Source organism: Bacillus sp. K2I17 (assembly GCF_002209985.1).
Taxonomy (GTDB): Bacteria; Bacillota; Bacilli; order Bacillales; family Bacillaceae_G; genus Bacillus_A; species Bacillus_A wiedmannii.
This window is the reverse complement of sequence record NZ_NJGF01000018.1, coordinates 62,998-79,754: the sequence shown is the minus strand read 5'-3', so window position 1 is coordinate 79,754 and position 16,757 is coordinate 62,998. Positions and strand designations below refer to the sequence as shown.

Sequence of the window (16,757 nt, the reverse complement as noted above, 5' to 3'; positions counted from 1 at the left end):
TCACTTCCTTCCAATTTTTATTTTTTTATCGCTTTACCGTAATAAGTTTTTCCGTAATGACTTTACGTAACTCTTTTTTGCTTACCTTTCCAACACCTGTTTGCGGGAATGAATCAATAAATTCAATTCGATCTGGAATCTTATAAGCCGCTATACCCCGTTCTCTTAAAAACATTTTTAATTCACTTACTGTCGGAGCTTGTCCACGAGCTATTACAAACGCACAAGTACGTTCTCCTAAATAATCATCAGGCATTGATACGATGGCTACATCATGTACTGCATCATGTGCTAATAAATGATTTTCAACTTCTTCCGCAGCAACTTTCTCGCCACCACGGTTAATTTGATCTTTATCCCTACCTTCTACAATGATGTAACCTTGTTCATTTACTTTTACAAGATCACCTGTGCGATAAAATCCATCCTTTGTAAATGATCGTGCATTATGCTCTTCTGCTTTATAATAGCCACGAATTGTATAGGGCCCTCTTGTTAATAAACTACCTACTTCACCAGGTTTTACATCGTTATCATTTTCATCAACAACCCGTACTTCATCGAATGTAGACATCGGTCTACCTTGTGTATGAATAATGATTTCTTCCGGATCATTTAATCTCGTATAATTTACTAACCCTTCTGCCATACCAAACACTTGCTGTAACGTACATCCAAATGTAGGGCGAATACGCTTCGCAACTTCGGCACTAAATTTCGCACCACCTACTTGAATCACTTCTAGGCTCGATAAATCGTTATTACGGGAATATGCAGCATCAAGCCAAATCATTGCTAATGGTGGAACGAGCGCTGTAATCGTTACTTTTTCTTTTTCTATAAGAGCAAATGCCTCATCTGGGCTCCCTCCAGTTGCTAACACTACTTTTCCACCCGCATAGAAAGTTCCAAATGTCCCTGGAGAACTCATCGGGTAATTGTGTGCTACTGGAAGAACTGCCATATAGACACTTTCTGCATTTAAATTACAAATTTCAGCGCTAACACGTAAACTATAAATATAGTCATCGTGTGTTCTAGGAATTAATTTAGAAAGTCCTGTTGTCCCTCCTGATAATTGGAGAAACGCAACATCACTTGGCTGAACTTCTGGTAATGGAACGGGATCTATATACAGATCACTTATGTTCACAAACTCTTCTTCTTCTCCCACTACAATTACATGTTGTAAAGTTGGTACTTTCTCTTTCACTTCTCTTGCTAGTTTTCGATAATCAAAGCCAAGAGCCTTATCTGAAATAACGTAAGCACTCGCCTCACCAAACTCACAAAAATAACTAATTTCACTGCTTCGATGTGAAGGTAGTGCAAAAACAGGAAGTGCTCCAATTCGAAATAGCGCAAAGCATATTTCGAAAAACTCGATAATGTTGGGTAACTGTATTACAACCCGGTCCTCTTTCTTTATTCCTAAATTCAGTAAACCTGAAGCTAAGCACTCTACTTTTTTATCAAGCTCACTATACGTTATATGCGTATTACCACTTACAACTGCAATTTCATCTCCATGCTTTTCAGCACGTTCTCTTAACAACGAACCAAATGTTTCTCCAAGCCAACATCCTTCTTCTCGATAACGATTTGCAAATTCTTCTGGCCATTCCGTGAAACCTGCTAACATTCTTTCTTCCCCCTATTTTTCATTCAGCGAATTATCACTTAACCCTAGAGCCTTCAGCATTGTTTGGAACTTAGCTGATGTTTCTGCTAACTCATCTTCTGGTTTTGACTCAGCAACAACTCCCGCTCCTGCATATAAACGAAGTGTATTTTCTTGCACTTCAGCACAGCGAATTGTAACAATCCATTCACCATCTCCATTTAAATCGCTCCATCCTAGCATTCCTGTAAAGAATTCACGGTCAAATGGTTCAATTTTTTGAATCGCCTCTCTCGCTTCTTCCATCGGTGTTCCGCAAACTGCTGGCGTAGGATGAAGAGCAATTGCTAATTCCAAAGAAGTAGTATTCGGATCCTTTAGTTCACCTTTCACTTCAGTAGACAAATGCCACATCGCTTCACTATGAATAACGGATGGTTTTTCCGGAACATGTAATGTATGACAGTATGGACGAAGCGCAGCAGCAACCGCTTCCACTACTACCGCATGTTCATGTAAATCTTTCGGAGAAGAAAGTAATTCCTCTACTCTTCTCTTATCTTCTACTGGATCATCACTACGTGGTCTTGAACCAGCTAACGGATTAGAAATAACTTGCATACCATTACGTGAAACGAGTAATTCAGGACTTGCTCCAATTAATGTTTTATTACACTCGTTTTCATCTTCCGGTAAATTCACAGCAAATGTATAACCACGCTTATTATGCTCTGCTAATTCTCGAAGAAGTTTTTGCTTATCAATCTTTTCGGAAGATTCAACATCTAATGATCTGGATAGAACGATTTTCTTTAAATCGCCGTCCTGTATTTTTTTGATCCCTTGCTTTACACCATTCATATAAACTTCAGGATCTGGTACAGGCGTCATTTCAAATGCCAGTTTCTCATTTCGTTTTATCTCATTTGTTGTCTCTAACTGTAAACGCTCAGTAATTCTACTATGTTCTGGTACGATAAGTTGAACTTCTTTTCTACGATCAAAAGGCAAAGCACCAACAACGATAGGATTCGGATTTCCAGCTTGTTTTGCATTACGTAATACCGCTTGTACAAGTTCTGTAAAACTTTCAATTTCATGATGTTTTACTGTATTAAACTCTCCTTCTGTCAATATCGTTCGAGTTGGTGAAGCAAAAAAGAACGAAGATTCAGTTTTATAATCTTCTAATAATTTTTCCGACAGTTCCTTTACGGCTATAAGTTCATTCATAGTATTAAAACCTCCTGAATTTTTTATTAAACTCCTAATGTAGCTCCGCCATCGACACATAAATTGTGCATTGTAATATGACTCGCTTTATCAGAGGCTAAAAACAATACTGCTTCAGCAATTTCTGAAGGTTGTGCAATTTTTTGTAACGGAATACCGAGTCTATATGTATTTTGAGAACCAGCAATTATATTTTCAGCTCCATTCTCATCAGCCCATAATAATCTTTGCATTTCAGTTTCAGTAGAACCTGGAGAAACTAAGTTACAGCGAATATTGTATGCTGCAAGTTCTAACCCTAAACATTTCATAAACATCGTCGTTGCAGCTTTTGATGCAACATACGCAGCCATCTCCATTCTCGGAGTATTTGCCGCATTTGAGCCAACTGTAACAATTGCCCCTGACTTTCTTTGCATCATATATTTACTTACTGCTCGGCACATATAGAAAACTCCTGTAGAATTTACAGAGAATGTTTTATTCCAATCTTCATCACTTAAAGAGTGAATCGCTCCCATACGTAAAACCCCTGCAACATTTACTAATATATCTATCGGTGCTATATCATTTTCAATCCGTTCTACTACTTCTTCAACAGCGGCACTATCACTCACATCTAAACGAAACGTTTTCACACGTGTTTCATTTAATTCATTTTGATTTAAGAGTACGTTTAACCCCTCTTCAGTTTGATCAGCCCCAATAACTGTAGCTCCTCTTTCTAAAAACATGTTTGCTACAACACTACCTATACCTTGCGCTGCACCAGTTACTAAAACCGTTTTCCCATCAAATTCCCCTATGTTCATTTCCTCTATCCTTTCATATAAAAATTAATCCAGTTTAACATCATTAATGATAACGATTTTCATTATCACTGATGATGTAAAAAATAATACACTTACTAAACTAATTGGTCAAGTGTACTTTTCATCAAAATATTATTCATTGATAATGTTTTTCATTTAACATTCTTACACCTAAATGATAATCTTTCTCAATAAACTTGTCAACCTATTTTTATTTTTCAGATAAAATATTTTAGTGATTCTCAATACAATTACATCTAAAAGCATTAATAAGTACTTACATTACACATTTAATTCATACTCCTCTTTTTAAACTTGTAGAAGACTAACTGTAGATACCTTCATTTACAAAGCCTTATCAAAAGCTCAAGTATATATTTTCTCAACATTTTTCTGAAAATACCGAGAAAATATATCTTGCAATTATTGATGTATGTCTTGTTTATATTTTAAGATTTAATACGTATTTCGGATATAATGTATCATTTTTTAATATTCCAATATAATCCAATTGGGTATTTCACTCGCTTTTTTGTCTCGAAAATCCCAAAGATTATATAACCTCCTTGCAATCATTCATAAAAAAAGCACCCTATTTAATAGGATGCTTTTTCGTATTTATAGTGTGATAGAAGATTTATATACTTATGCTACGCTGCTATACTCTTCTTCTTGTTCTTTTTTCTGCTTAGGTGCTTGAATTAAAATTGCGATAACAAATGATACGACACATAATACACCGATCACCATGAAGGTTGGTTTGAATCCACCTAGAAGTGCACCGATAAAGGAACCTGCAAGTGCTCCAAATCCAAATCCTTGATACACAATTCCGTAGTTCTTACTATGGTTTTTCATACCGTAGAAATCACCAACGATAGCTGGGAAAATAGTGATATTTCCACCAAAGCAAAACGCTACGCTTGCTACACATACGAAGTAGATACCATAATTTAAATCTACGAAACTTAAAACCAAGACTGAAGCTGCCATAACAACAAATGTACCAGTAACGATTTTTAAACGGCCGATTTTATCTGATAACGGTCCTAAAATAATACGACCTAATGTATTGAAGATTGCAACCATAGCCACCGCATTAGCTGCTGTCGCTGCGCTAAGCCCTACAAGTTGAACACCAATGTCTTTTACCATACCAATTAAGTATAAGCCACTCATACATGATGTAAATAACATAATAAATAATAAGTATACTTGTTTTGTGCCTAACATTTCTTTCGTTGTATATTCCTGAGTTTTTGTTTCATGAACTGCTCCTTGATCTGCAGCTTGATGGATTAAACAAGCGCCAAATACAATCATAGCTGTAACAATTAAACCCCAGTATATAAACGCTTGTGATACACCAACTGATTCAATTAACTGTGCGTTAACATATTTAAAGATTAAGCTACCCGAACCATATGCAGAGACAGAAATACCAGCAATTAAACCTTTACGCTTTGGAAACCACTTTATTAAATTGGATAGTGAAGTGATATATGCTGTACCATCTGCATAACCTACAATAACCCCTGCTAGTACATAAAGCAATATTAATGAGGAAGCTTGTGAACTAAGTATTAATCCTAGTCCTAATGCTAGTCCAGCTATCATAATAAGTTTACGAAGTCCCCATTTTTCTTGCAATTTACTCGCAAATAAAGTCGAAAACGCTAAGGAAAGACTAGTAATTGAGAAAGTTATAGCAACTGCGTTAAGACTCCAACCGTATTTACTAACTAAAGGCTGATTAAATAAACTCCATGTATAAATCGTTCCAAGTCCCATTTGTACTATGACTGTACCAAGGACAACAAGCCATGGATTAACATTTGATTTTTTCATACCTTTCCGCCTCCTCTTTCTATTTCAATGCTATTCGCTAAATTTTCTTTTTTTATGTTCATATTGGCCACCTCATTTGATTTAACACCTTCATTGTATAAGATGTTTCCGTTTATGTAAGCACTTACAAGATAGAGCGTCAAAAATATGGAATCAGTTACAGAAAACGAAGGACGAAATACAAAAACGAATTATTAAATACGTAAGTAGCTATTATAATGTTTTGCATCAGTACGACTTACAGCTGTTTTATCATCTCTCTTTATAAAAATTATGCCTCAAGTTATACGATACCTATATTGTAATATTTTGATTTCCTTATACAAACAGAAAAAAACTATTTTCACACTACAATGCACTTTATTTTTTATAAAATAAAAAATATTTTATTGATAAACAAAACTAAATATTCACTAATATATCTATACGTGGTTTAATATATATAATAAAAAAATATTTCTGTCTTTAATGAGGAGGTACTATGAAAGCAAACGTAGGGGATACTATACTTTTTCAACGAAATAATTTAAAGATTACAGGATCTGTATTAAAACTTTATACTGAATCGGTCTTAGTTGAAATTACAAATGTAAGCGGTGGTACTTTTGAATTTGATCGAACGATTGTAAATCATAAAAACTATAAAATTTTAAATACGAATACATAAAACAACAAAAAAAAGCCCCTGCTCACCAGCAGGGGCTTTTTTATATGAAAATACTTCATTAGTTTATATATCCTAAAACACTTACAATCTTACTCGCTTTTAAATTATTAATATGATAATAAATTTCTAAACCTCTTCTCTCAGCTCGTAACACTTTACCTTTCATTTTTGATAAATGTTGCGAAACAGTCGATTGTGGAATATTTAGTAATTCTGTTAATTGTGTTACATTACAAGTTTTTCTCGTACTTAATTCATTTACAATTTGTAATCGGATTGGGTGCGCCATAATTTTCAAAATATCTACATCTTCTTCTGAAACTAAACTTTTTCTCATTTCACTCGTATATGTTGTCATAAGACATTCCCCTTTTATATGAATTCCTCTTATTTAGATCTATTTCCAAAATATTTAAAACTCCGATGTGAAACCTTTATATAAAAATAATAGAATTTTAAATTTTTAAAAACAGAACGAAATACAATTCACTTTATTTATTCGGTACATATACATAATACAATGTTAATATGTGCTCTATGTGAAGTTAGCATATATTTATAATGAAGATTTTTCAAACAATTCACATGTAACTATTCACTTCCTCATAACACTGTCCAGTGATTTTAACATATTTTAGGCGTTTGTATATACTATCTACAAAATAAATGTTGTTTAGGGGGATTTCAAATGCCAACAATGTTACAAGAAGAAGTTGAAGAAGCTCGTGAAACATATGTCAGTCGTATCATATTAGTCAGTGGATCAGCTTTATTTTTAGTAGGTGGTGTTATATCGGCAATTTCGGCTTTTAAAGCTTATAATCGTTTGGAAAATACACCGCCTTCTCCAGATAACTCGTAGGTGAATTGTTTTATATTGAATAACAAACAAATGCCACCTCTATTAAGAGATGGCATTTGTTTTATCATAAGTTCTATACTAGAAACCCGCAAAGAATGCTTTAAGTATGAATTACACTTGAACTTACTTCACCACAAACCTCGTCTGACTACACCCATCCTTCTGCTTCGTTACTTCTAATACAGCCGGCATTGCGTTTTTCAGCTCTTGAACGTGTGAAATGACACCGATAAATCGGCCTGATTTTTGTAAGTCAATTAAGGCGTCTACTGCTTTTGTTAATGACTCCTCATCTAATGAACCAAAACCTTCGTCGATAAACATCGTTTCGATGGAAATACCGCCTTCATACGCTTGAATGACGTCTGCCATTCCGAGCGCTAAACAAAGTGATGCATTAAATTTCTCGCCACCAGATAATGTTTTTACATCGCGTGTTTGGCCAGTATATGCGTCGTATACATCTAAGCCTAATCCACTTTGACGATTTCTCTTTTCAACTCGTTCACTTCGTTTTAAATAAAATTGTCCATTTGATAATTTACGTAAGCGTTCGTTTGCAATTTGAACAATTTGTTCTAAATACTCAATTAAGATGTAACGTTCAAATGATATACGGCTTTCGTTATCGCCTTTCATTACTTCATATAAGTCAACAAGTTCCTGGAAAGCTTTTTCTTCCTCATGAATTTGTTCATCAATACGCCTAATATTTTCATGTAAATCAGAAATATATGTTACCGCATTTTGCGCACGTTGACGTTTTTCTTTAATGATATCAAGATTGATTTCTAAATCTTTTATATGTTCACCTAAAGCTGTAATATCCATATACTCTTTATCTTTTAATTCAGCACGTAACTCTTCAATTTGTTTTGCAAGTACTTCAAGAGATGAATAATAGCTTTGAATTTCTTTTTGTAACATATCCATCTCAGCATCACTTAATTTAGCTTCTTTATACGTAATTTGATCGGTAAATCCGCTCTGCTCAAGCTCTTTCATAAAGCGCGTAAACGTCTCTTCTTTCTTCAATTTTGTACTTTCAAATTGATTAGAAGCACTTTCCTGTTCTGCTTGAATACGTATATTTTCATTTTGCCAATGTTGATACGCTTCCTGCACTTTCTTCCATTCGTCCTCCATTAATTTGAGTTCATGCATAGCTTGGTCAAACTGGATTTTCCAAGCTTGGACTGTTTGTAAGTTTTCAGGAATATTTTTCTTATCATGTTCATATGACGTACGAAGCTGCATACACTCCATTTCTGTACGGTGCTGTACTGTTTCTACCTCACGCTTTTGTTTCTGAAGTGCATCTACTTTTTCTTCTACACTCTTTATATTCACAGCAGTTTGCTTACGCGTTTCTTCACTTGCTTTTAGCGTATTTACTTCAGTTGCTAATTGTTTTCCTTTTTGAACAAGTGCACTGTATGTTTCAACTAATTCCTCTGAGCGATAGCCTCGCTTCTTAACCTCCTCTATTACCTGTTCATATTGTAGGTGATAGAAATTCCATTTCTCCTCTAATTGAACATGTAATTTTTCAGCAACATTTTTCTTTTCTCTTAAATCATTTAACTCTTTTTCATCGATCGCATTACTTTGCTCTGTAGCTTTTTTCGGATGGTTCGTACTACCACATACTGGACAAGATTCGCCATCATGTAGATGAAGAGCTAATATACCAGCTTGTTCACTTAACCAGCGACGTTCCATATTTTCATATGCGTTAACTGCCAATCGCATCTTATTATATGCCGCTTCTTTTTCTTTCTCGAATTTTTGCTTTTCTTGCCAAACATCATATGCTTGCTTTAAAACTTTGGCATCTTCTCGCATATTCGTTAGTTCTTCTACTTTAGCTACATATTGCTCAAGTGCTCGTTCTAATTGCTGTAATTCATCGGACATTAGCTGTTTTTGATTTGTATGCTCATCTAATTGTCGATCTAAGTTTTGCATACTTTCTTTTAATTTCCCTATTTGAATTTCTGCATTTTGTAAATTCAACTGTTTCTCAGCTAATGATGCAATAATCGGTTGTAATTCTTCTAATCTTTGAACAAGTTTTTTTGCATTTTCTCTCTCAGGTTCTTTATTCTTTACCGCTTCATATTTCTCCTGAGCAAGTTCAAAGCTTTTCGTTACATTTTCTTTTTTAGCGATTATTTGTTTTAATAAACTTTCAGCCTTCTGCTCATTTTGCATTGCTTCTTCGTACCATTGTTCAAATGGTAATAAGCGCTTCGCCTCTTCCGCACGTTTAAAAGATTTTTCTTTCATTTCAATAACGGTACGATTTTCTTGTAAAGTGTTATATTTCTCATTCTTTTGTTGTAAATCTATAAATTTCTCATTTATGGATTTCGCTGCATGAAAACGTGTTTCAGCATCCTTTAATTGCTTCGTTTGAACATCTTGTTCTACTTGTAATTGCTCCACCTCTGCCTTATACACATCTGTTTCTTGTTCTAATGCTTCTACTACTTGATGCGTGTTTACATGTTCTTGTTCCACCAATGTCTCTAATAATGCTCCATCGCGGATTGGTAATTTGAAAACATTACGGAAGTATAGCTCTCGCTCTTTCTGTTTTTCTTGTAAAACGTCTTTCCATTGTTTTCGTTTTTGATCAAGTAACTCACGCATTAACTTATAACGATCCGTTTTAAAAATACGACGTAAAATTTCTTCTTTGTTTTCTGTCTCAGATGTTAATAGTTTTCGGAATTCCCCTTGTGGTAACATAACAATTTGGCTAAATTGATGTTTACTTAAACCAATTAAATCTTCCACTTTTTTATTTACATCCGTTACATGGAAACGATCAACAGCTGGAACATTCTCTTCATCAATCACTTCATATAGTTCTACTGCATGTCCCGTAATTGTCTTGTTCCCTTGTTTTTTATGTCCAAGTTGTCGTTTTATTTCATAACGTTTCCCTTTTAACTGAAAGGTTAGTTCTACACTTGTATACATATTATCATCAGCAAATTGACTGCGAAGCATGCTCGTATCACTACGTTCTTCTCCGCTTGCCTCCCCATATAACACATAACAAATCGCATCAAAAATCGTTGTCTTTCCAGCTCCTGTATTCCCAGAAATGGCGAAAATACGATGATCTCCAAGATCATTAAAATCGATTACTTCTTTCTGTTTATATGGCCCAAATGCTGTCATAATTAGTTGAATCGGTCTCATCCTCGTTCACCTTCCCGTTCTTGCACTGTTTGTAGTACTTCTACAAATAGACGTTCTTTCTCTTCTGATAAATCTAAGCCTTTCATTTCTTTATAAAAAGCCTTTAATAACGATAAATCATCCGTTTTATGTCTTGAAACAGTTACTTCATTTGACTCTGTGAACTCTCGTCTTTGAATAGATCTTTCAACATGCATTGCATTTGGATATACAGATCGTATTTTTTCCATTGGCTGCAAGACAGGATTTTCATCTAATAATTTTACAAACACATAATCTTCACTTACTGGATGTTGTAATAATTCATCTATTTTCGCTTCTACTGTTCGCATTTTACGACGTGGTGCAAGTAACCTTTTTTCAATTGTTGCTTCACCTTGCTCGTCCAGTTCCACAATATAATATCCTTTTTTATGTTTTTCTTCAGAAATAGAATATGCAAGTGGAGAACCTGAATATCGAATTGTCTCATTACGTACAAAATGCGCTTGATGTAAATGTCCAAGCGCTGTGTAATGAAACTTATCAAAATAATGACTATTTACGTATTCAGCACCACCAATTGAAAGTGGTCGTTCTGCATCACTTGTATTCTCTTCCGCTTCTCCCGCAGAAGTTACAAATGCATGACCAACAAATACGTGTCTTGCTTCTTTATCCATTGTTTCAGAAAGCTCATTCATAAAAATACGCATCGCATCATCATGAGAACGTACATCTTCGTTTTTCAAAACATGTCTAACTATGCTTGGATCCGCATATGGAACGAGATGGAAGTGAACCTCGCCATATTCATCATTTAATATAATTGGCTCATATGGAAATTGAAATTGTCCCACAATAAATAATCCTTGTTTCTTCATTAAACTACTTCCAAAATGAATACGATCTGGACTATCATGGTTTCCTGCAACCGCAATAACTGGTGTTTGTAAATCAATGACTATTTTTTGTAAAACATCATTTAATAAGTCTACTGCTTCCGTAGGTGGAATTGCTCGGTCATATAAATCCCCTGCAATAATTACGGCATCTGGTTTTTCTTCTTCAACAGCTTGTACAAACTGATCTAATACAATCTTTTGATCTTCAGTCATATACACGCCATGAACGAGCTTTCCTAAATGCCAATCCGCTGTATGAAATAACTTCATAGTTTCCTGCTCCTTTTAATTTACTGATTTTAGTGATACGAGTTGATAGTTTATTGTAGTTTTTCCGTTTTCCCACTCTAACTTTTGTATCATTGCACTACCAATTCTTTCTTCATTTGATTTATATAAAGGCAATATTTCTTGAACTGTAAATAAGTGATAACCATCCAATTTTAATTGAAATATGTTTTCTTCTATATGTAATCTTACTTCTTTTTCATTTGAAATAATTTTTGTGTGCATCTCAAATTTCATGACAGATACAACCCCTTTTTCTAATCTCTACACTATTAATAGTATATTGGCTATGCAAGATTGACAAGTAAATACACGGCAAAGTACACACTTTTCTACCGCTATATGTTTTTTATTTTTATATATAATACGGTATGTGAAATTTTATTTATTGTAAAAATAAAAATGTCTAATGTGACATCTTTATTTTTGTATAAAGTCTTTCATTACATAATATAAAACTGTAATGAAAACGATCGCTACAAAAAATGAAAATACTGCGATAATGTACCCATCCTTATTTAATAAAATGCAAAAAGAAATAGATATGATAAAAATCGGAAATACAAGTCGTACTTTATCCTTCACTTCCTCTGTCGTATCTGTATGATGAAAATACTGCGTTATCCCTATCATTAAAGAAGACAAAATAATCACCGACAATAGTAAAGGTCCTGGCATTCCGATTTCTCCTTTCTCTATTTCTAATGAAAAGCAATTTTTCTTTCATCATAATCACTTCAAATACTCTTTTTGAAGTAATTATGCACAATTTACACATATATAATAGCGTGTTTATCATGATAATTTCAAATAATTACAATTACAGTAATGTTGTAATATTCATTTTCAACCTTCAAAATCCTGCAAATATAACTCGTCAAAATATGCAGTGTCGAAATTAACACGCACCGTCAAGTTTAGACAAAATTTATAAAGGACATTTCAGTACGTATCAAGAATTAAGAATAAGAAGATATGTAAGGGAGGATGAATTATGACTGAACACGTTTTATTTTCTGTTAGCGAAAACGGCGTTGCATCAATTACTTTAAACCGCCCAAAAGCACTTAATTCTTTATCTTATGACATGTTGCAACCAATTGGGCAAAAACTGAAAGAGTGGGAAAATGATGAGCGAATTGCGCTTATCGTATTAAAAGGAGCTGGCACAAAAGGTTTTTGTGCAGGTGGCGACATTAAAACTCTTTATGAAGCACGTTCGAATGAAGCTGCATTACAGCATGCGGAACGTTTCTTTGAAGAAGAGTATGAAATTGATACATATATTTATCAATATAAAAAACCGATCATCGCTTGTTTAGATGGAATTGTAATGGGTGGTGGTGTCGGTCTTACAAATGGTGCGAAATATCGAATTGTAACGGAGCGTACGAAATGGGCAATGCCAGAGATGAATATCGGATTCTTTCCAGATGTCGGTGCTGCTTATTTCTTAAATAAAGCTCCAGGTTTTGCAGGCCGATATGTTGCTTTAACAGCATCTATTTTAAAAGCTGCTGACGTATTATTTATAAACGCTGCTGATTACTTTATGACATCTGATTCCTTACCAAATTTCCTTACTGAACTTGAAAATGTAAATTGGCATAAAGAAGATGATGTACATACTAATTTAAAAGAAGTTATTCGTACATTTGCAACTGCTCCAAAATTAGAAAGCGAGCTTGCTCCTTCATTAGAAGAAATGAATACTCATTTTGCTTTCGATACAATTGAAGAGATCGTCCATTCATTGGAGAAAGACCAAAGTTCCTTTGCTTTAAAAACGAAAGAAACACTATTATCCAAATCCCCTATTTCGTTAAAAGTAACATTAAAACAGTTTATTGATGGACAAAATAAGTCCGTTGAAGAATGTTTCGCTACTGACCTTGTACTTGCTAAAAATTTCATGAGACATGCAGATTTCTTTGAAGGAGTACGATCTGTTGTCGTTGATAAAGATCAAAATCCGGATTATATATATAAGCAGTTAAGTGATGTTTCAGAAGAAGATGTAAATCGATTCTTCAACTTACTTAACGCATAAGTGGTGGGGCGCCCGTTCATTCGGGATAAACATGAGGCTATATAGTAGTGGAATTTCACTACTATATAGCCTCTTTCTCATTTAATAATTTTTAATAAAATTTAATTTTATTAAATCAAAAATGTGTGCTACACTATTTTTAATCAAATATTCTAAAAATAAAAAGGAGGAGCAACTATGATTGAAAATTATTTTCTTTTCATCATTATGTCTATTTGTCTTATTATTTTACCCGGTCCTGATACTGCAATGGCGACGAAAAATACATTGGTTGCCGGTAAGGTCGGTGGAGTGAAAACAGTGTTCGGTACATGTGTTGCACTTTTAATTCATACTTTAGCAGCAGTAATCGGACTTTCCGCAATTATTGTAAAGTCAGCTCTTTTATTTTCTATTTTCAAGTACGTTGGAGCTCTGTATTTAATTTATATTGGCATTAAAGCCCTTTTAGCGGTAAGAAACAAAGAAGGCTTTGATACGAACGATATATCTTTAAATAATGAAGATGAACACACTTCTTGCTTTCGCCAAGGGTTTCTTACGAATTTATTAAACCCTAAAGTTGCAGTCTTCTTTTTAACCTTTTTACCTCAATTTTTAAATCCAAATCATAATACGTTTATTCAACTTCTCGTAATGGGTCTTACTTACCTCGTATTAACAGTTATTTGGTTCGCTTTTTATATATTTTTAATTGATAAAATTAGTGCTTTTATGAAAAAACCAAGGACGCAACGTTATATTCAAAGCTTAACAGGAATCGTCTTAATTGGTTTTGGTATTAAACTAGCTTTTGAAAAAAATAATTAACAAGACGAAAAACACCACATCTTCAGAGTGGTGTTTTTCATTTAACAACTGTTTTGGCTGTTTACTCTCTATTAAAACCAGCGCTCTGTTACAACTTTTTTACGTGTATAGAATTGAACACCATCTGTACCATTTGTACCTAAATCGCCAAAGAATGAAGCTTTATTTCCTGCAAATGCGAAAAATGCCATTGGTGCTGGAACGTTTACGTTTACACCGATCATACCAGCATCGATATTATCACGGAACGTTTGTGCATGTTTACCATTTGACGTATAAATAACCGCGCCATTTGCAAATTTAGATTGATTTGTTAATTTAATACCTTCTTCTAAATCTTTAACTCGTACAATGCTTAATACTGGAGCAAAAATTTCATCTTGCCAAATTTTCATTTCTTGATTTACACCATCAAAGATTGTCGCACCTACAAAGTAACCTTCTCCAACTTCTTCCTTAATTTTGCGACCATCAACTAATAAAGTTGCTCCATCTGCTACACCGCTATTAATATAGCCTAATACGCGCTCTTTATGAGATTCACGAATTAATGGTCCAACATAATTATCTTCGTGGAAACCGTCACCTACTTTTAACTTCTTCGTCTCTGCTACTAGTACGTCGATGAATTCATCAGCAATTTCATCAACTACTGCTACTACTGAACATGCCATGCAGCGCTCTCCACTACTTGCGAATGCAGATCCAATTACACCTTGCACTGTTTTCTCAAGATTGCAATCAGGCATTACAATCGCATGATTTTTTGCACCAGCTAACGCTTGTACACGTTTCCCGTGTTTCGTACCTGTTTCATACACGTAACGAGCTACCGGCTCAGATCCAACGAATGAAATAGCTTGAATAACTTTACTTTCTAAAATGCTATTTACAACATCTTTTCCGCCTTGTACTAAATTCAATACCCCTTTTGGAAAACCAGCTTCATAGAATAACTCTACAAGTCGCTCTGCTAAAAGTGGCGTTCTTTCCGATGTTTTTAATACGAACGTATTACCGCAAGCAATTGCAAGTGGGAACATCCATAATGGAATCATCATTGGGAAGTTAAACGGTGTAATACCAGCAACAACTCCAATTGGGTAGCGCCAAATCGATCCATCAATGCCGCTAGCAATATTCGGAAGAGCTTGTCCCATCATTAAATTTGGTGCTGATGTTGCAAGTTCTACCGCTTCAATCCCTCGCTGCACTTCACCAGTTGCATCCGTTAATGTTTTACCATTTTCTAGCGTAATGATTTTAGCAAGCTCTTCTTTGTTTTCTTGTAAAAGCTGTAAATATTTATATAATTGTCTTGAACGATTCGGAACTGGTACTTTAGACCATGTTTCGTATGCTGCTTTTGCCGCTTCAACAGCTTTTTCAACATCTTCTTTCGGAGATAGCGGAACGTAAGCGATAATTTTTCCAGTCGCCGGATTCGGAACTGCTTCTACTTCTGTACCAGTAGATTCTACCCACTCACCATTAATATGATTTTTTACTCGTTTAATTTCAGTTGTAATCATTATATTCTCTCCTTTTTTATGATGTATATAAGTCTATTATTTTTGATTAGAAATTAACTGTTCACTAACTTTCTTATATAAAGCAGCCATATCGTTTTCACCATATCCTGCCTCACTTGCTTCTTCATATACGTTTAATAGCATTTCGCTTACTGGTAAGTGAAGTTCGCTTTCTTTCGCTAAATCTACTGCAAATCCTAAATCTTTCTTTAATAAATTCACAGTAAATCCTGGATCGTAGTTTTCAGTTGCAATGAAACTTTTATAATTACGCTCATAAATTCTACTTTGACCGTAACTTACATTTAAAATATCAAACATTTTATCTAAATCCATATTATTCTTTTTCGCTAATGTTAAAGCTTCACTCACACCAGCTGTATAAAAACCAATTAATAGGTTATTAATTAATTTAACTGTTGTGCCACTATCAATCTGCTCACTAACATGGAAAACATTCGCACCTAGTACGCCCATGATAGATTCCGTTTTCTCATATACTTCTTTCGATCCACCAACCATAAACGTTAATGTACGGTTTTCAGCTCCAATTACCCCACCACTAACAGGCGCTGCTAAAAAGTCTACTTTCTTTTCCTTTGCAGCTTCCTCTAACTGTTTGTTTAATTGTGGAGATACAGTACTTGTATCAATTAAAACTACATTCGAGTGGCTATTTTCAAATAATCCTTCTTCCCCAAAATACACCGCTTCAACAGCGCGAGGTGAAGGTAAACTTGTAAAAATCACATCGCATGTTTCTGCTAGTTTTGAGATTGATAAGCCAATAATTCCTCCTTCATTTTCAAAGGAAGCTTCGGCCTCTTTATTTAAATCCACACCGTATACTGTGTAACTCGATTTAACTAAATTTTTAGACATCGGAAGACCCATATTACCTAAACCGATAAAGCCAATCTTTTTCATATCGCTTTCC

At 34.5% G+C, this 16,757-nt stretch carries 15 protein-coding genes; 4 read left to right on the top strand and 11 right to left on the bottom strand.

Translation table 11 applies throughout. The features are described 5' to 3' along the window. Positions 1 to 25: 25 nt before the first annotated feature. The 4 genes from CER22_RS19800 to CER22_RS19785 form a co-directional block, all read right to left on the bottom strand. A complete protein-coding gene (locus CER22_RS19800) occupies positions 26 to 1,642 on the bottom strand; it encodes a (2,3-dihydroxybenzoyl)adenylate synthase (protein WP_088609413.1) in 1,617 nt (538 codons plus the stop codon). A 12-nt stretch (positions 1,643 to 1,654) separates the two neighbouring features. Then, positions 1,655 to 2,854 (bottom strand): isochorismate synthase DhbC, encoded by a 1,200-nt coding sequence (gene dhbC, locus CER22_RS19795; protein ID WP_088609412.1) that lies wholly within the window; start codon positions 2,852 to 2,854, stop codon positions 1,655 to 1,657. A 26-nt stretch (positions 2,855 to 2,880) separates the two neighbouring features. Then, positions 2,881 to 3,666, bottom strand: coding sequence for a 2,3-dihydro-2,3-dihydroxybenzoate dehydrogenase (gene dhbA / locus CER22_RS19790; protein ID WP_001020440.1), 786 nt, complete (start codon positions 3,664 to 3,666; stop codon positions 2,881 to 2,883). 645 nt (positions 3,667 to 4,311) lie between these two features. Further along, the gene (locus CER22_RS19785; RefSeq protein WP_088609411.1) at positions 4,312 to 5,514 is read right to left on the bottom strand and encodes an L-lactate MFS transporter; all 1,203 of its coding nucleotides are present in this window, start codon (positions 5,512 to 5,514) and stop codon (positions 4,312 to 4,314) included. A 481-nt stretch (positions 5,515 to 5,995) separates the two neighbouring features. On the opposite strand from CER22_RS19785, the gene CER22_RS19775 reads away from it, so the two are divergent. Then, positions 5,996 to 6,181 (top strand): YkvS family protein, encoded by a 186-nt coding sequence (locus tag CER22_RS19775; protein ID WP_000646791.1) that lies wholly within the window; start codon positions 5,996 to 5,998, stop codon positions 6,179 to 6,181. Positions 6,182 to 6,239: 58 nt separating this feature from the next. Here the strand turns inward: CER22_RS19775 and CER22_RS19770 are convergent, their stop codons facing one another. Further along, positions 6,240 to 6,539, bottom strand: coding sequence for an ArsR/SmtB family transcription factor (locus CER22_RS19770; protein WP_000214798.1), 300 nt, complete (start codon positions 6,537 to 6,539; stop codon positions 6,240 to 6,242). Between the two features lie 330 nt (positions 6,540 to 6,869). Between CER22_RS19770 and CER22_RS33135 the strand changes: the two genes are divergently transcribed. Next, positions 6,870 to 7,043 carry a hypothetical protein gene (locus CER22_RS33135; RefSeq protein WP_001142749.1) on the top strand — a complete coding sequence of 58 codons (174 nt, stop codon included), beginning with the start codon at positions 6,870 to 6,872 and terminating at the stop codon, positions 7,041 to 7,043. 123 nt (positions 7,044 to 7,166) lie between these two features. Here the strand turns inward: CER22_RS33135 and CER22_RS19760 are convergent, their stop codons facing one another. From CER22_RS19760 to CER22_RS19745, 4 genes are all read right to left on the bottom strand, one after another. After that, positions 7,167 to 10,256 carry an AAA family ATPase gene (locus tag CER22_RS19760; RefSeq protein WP_088609409.1) on the bottom strand — a complete coding sequence of 1,030 codons (3,090 nt, stop codon included), beginning with the start codon at positions 10,254 to 10,256 and terminating at the stop codon, positions 7,167 to 7,169. After that, the gene (locus CER22_RS19755) at positions 10,253 to 11,410 is read right to left on the bottom strand and encodes an exonuclease SbcCD subunit D (protein ID WP_060488683.1); all 1,158 of its coding nucleotides are present in this window, start codon (positions 11,408 to 11,410) and stop codon (positions 10,253 to 10,255) included. The genes CER22_RS19760 and CER22_RS19755 overlap by 4 nt, the downstream gene beginning before the upstream one ends. Before the next feature lie 15 nt (positions 11,411 to 11,425). Then, positions 11,426 to 11,665 (bottom strand): DUF2584 family protein, encoded by a 240-nt coding sequence (locus CER22_RS19750; protein WP_000667347.1) that lies wholly within the window; start codon positions 11,663 to 11,665, stop codon positions 11,426 to 11,428. 183 nt (positions 11,666 to 11,848) lie between these two features. Then, positions 11,849 to 12,106: a hypothetical protein gene (locus CER22_RS19745; RefSeq protein ID WP_046955733.1), complete on the bottom strand. Its 258-nt coding sequence runs from the start codon at positions 12,104 to 12,106 to the stop codon at positions 11,849 to 11,851. A 316-nt stretch (positions 12,107 to 12,422) separates the two neighbouring features. Between CER22_RS19745 and CER22_RS19740 the strand changes: the two genes are divergently transcribed. Both CER22_RS19740 and CER22_RS19735 read left to right on the top strand, forming a co-directional pair. Continuing rightward, positions 12,423 to 13,478, top strand: a complete 1,056-nt coding sequence (locus CER22_RS19740) for an enoyl-CoA hydratase/isomerase family protein (RefSeq protein ID WP_088063298.1) — start codon at positions 12,423 to 12,425, stop codon at positions 13,476 to 13,478. A 177-nt stretch (positions 13,479 to 13,655) separates the two neighbouring features. Beyond that, on the top strand, positions 13,656 to 14,288 hold the full coding sequence (locus tag CER22_RS19735; RefSeq protein WP_088082440.1) for a LysE family translocator: 633 nt from the start codon (positions 13,656 to 13,658) through the stop codon (positions 14,286 to 14,288). Between the two features lie 71 nt (positions 14,289 to 14,359). Here the strand turns inward: CER22_RS19735 and CER22_RS19730 are convergent, their stop codons facing one another. Beyond that, positions 14,360 to 15,820, bottom strand: a complete 1,461-nt coding sequence (locus CER22_RS19730; RefSeq protein WP_088609408.1) for a CoA-acylating methylmalonate-semialdehyde dehydrogenase — start codon at positions 15,818 to 15,820, stop codon at positions 14,360 to 14,362. Positions 15,821 to 15,856: 36 nt separating this feature from the next. Then, positions 15,857 to 16,747: an NAD(P)-dependent oxidoreductase gene (locus CER22_RS19725; protein ID WP_000719430.1), complete on the bottom strand. Its 891-nt coding sequence runs from the start codon at positions 16,745 to 16,747 to the stop codon at positions 15,857 to 15,859. Positions 16,748 to 16,757: the final 10 nt, after the last annotated feature.

What these genes read in the sequence shown, in the direction of transcription:
- CER22_RS33135 (WP_001142749.1), top strand. Translation starts at nt 6,870, where the DNA reads ATGCCAACAATGTTACAAGAAGAAGTTGAAGAAGCTCGTGAAACATAT.
- CER22_RS19725 (WP_000719430.1), bottom strand. Translation starts at nt 16,747, where the DNA reads ATGAAAAAGATTGGCTTTATCGGTTTAGGTAATATGGGTCTTCCGATG.
- CER22_RS19750 (WP_000667347.1), bottom strand. Translation starts at nt 11,665, where the DNA reads ATGAAATTTGAGATGCACACAAAAATTATTTCAAATGAAAAAGAAGTA.
- CER22_RS19785 (WP_088609411.1), bottom strand. Translation starts at nt 5,514, where the DNA reads ATGAAAAAATCAAATGTTAATCCATGGCTTGTTGTCCTTGGTACAGTC.
- dhbC (WP_088609412.1), bottom strand. Translation starts at nt 2,854, where the DNA reads ATGAATGAACTTATAGCCGTAAAGGAACTGTCGGAAAAATTATTAGAA.
- CER22_RS19755 (WP_060488683.1), bottom strand. Translation starts at nt 11,410, where the DNA reads ATGAAGTTATTTCATACAGCGGATTGGCATTTAGGAAAGCTCGTTCAT.
- CER22_RS19800 (WP_088609413.1), bottom strand. Translation starts at nt 1,642, where the DNA reads ATGTTAGCAGGTTTCACGGAATGGCCAGAAGAATTTGCAAATCGTTAT.
- CER22_RS19735 (WP_088082440.1), top strand. Translation starts at nt 13,656, where the DNA reads ATGATTGAAAATTATTTTCTTTTCATCATTATGTCTATTTGTCTTATT.
- CER22_RS19730 (WP_088609408.1), bottom strand. Translation starts at nt 15,820, where the DNA reads ATGATTACAACTGAAATTAAACGAGTAAAAAATCATATTAATGGTGAG.
- CER22_RS19745 (WP_046955733.1), bottom strand. Translation starts at nt 12,106, where the DNA reads ATGCCAGGACCTTTACTATTGTCGGTGATTATTTTGTCTTCTTTAATG.
- CER22_RS19770 (WP_000214798.1), bottom strand. Translation starts at nt 6,539, where the DNA reads ATGACAACATATACGAGTGAAATGAGAAAAAGTTTAGTTTCAGAAGAA.
- CER22_RS19760 (WP_088609409.1), bottom strand. Translation starts at nt 10,256, where the DNA reads ATGAGACCGATTCAACTAATTATGACAGCATTTGGGCCATATAAACAG.
- dhbA (WP_001020440.1), bottom strand. Translation starts at nt 3,666, where the DNA reads ATGAACATAGGGGAATTTGATGGGAAAACGGTTTTAGTAACTGGTGCA.
- CER22_RS19775 (WP_000646791.1), top strand. Translation starts at nt 5,996, where the DNA reads ATGAAAGCAAACGTAGGGGATACTATACTTTTTCAACGAAATAATTTA.
- CER22_RS19740 (WP_088063298.1), top strand. Translation starts at nt 12,423, where the DNA reads ATGACTGAACACGTTTTATTTTCTGTTAGCGAAAACGGCGTTGCATCA.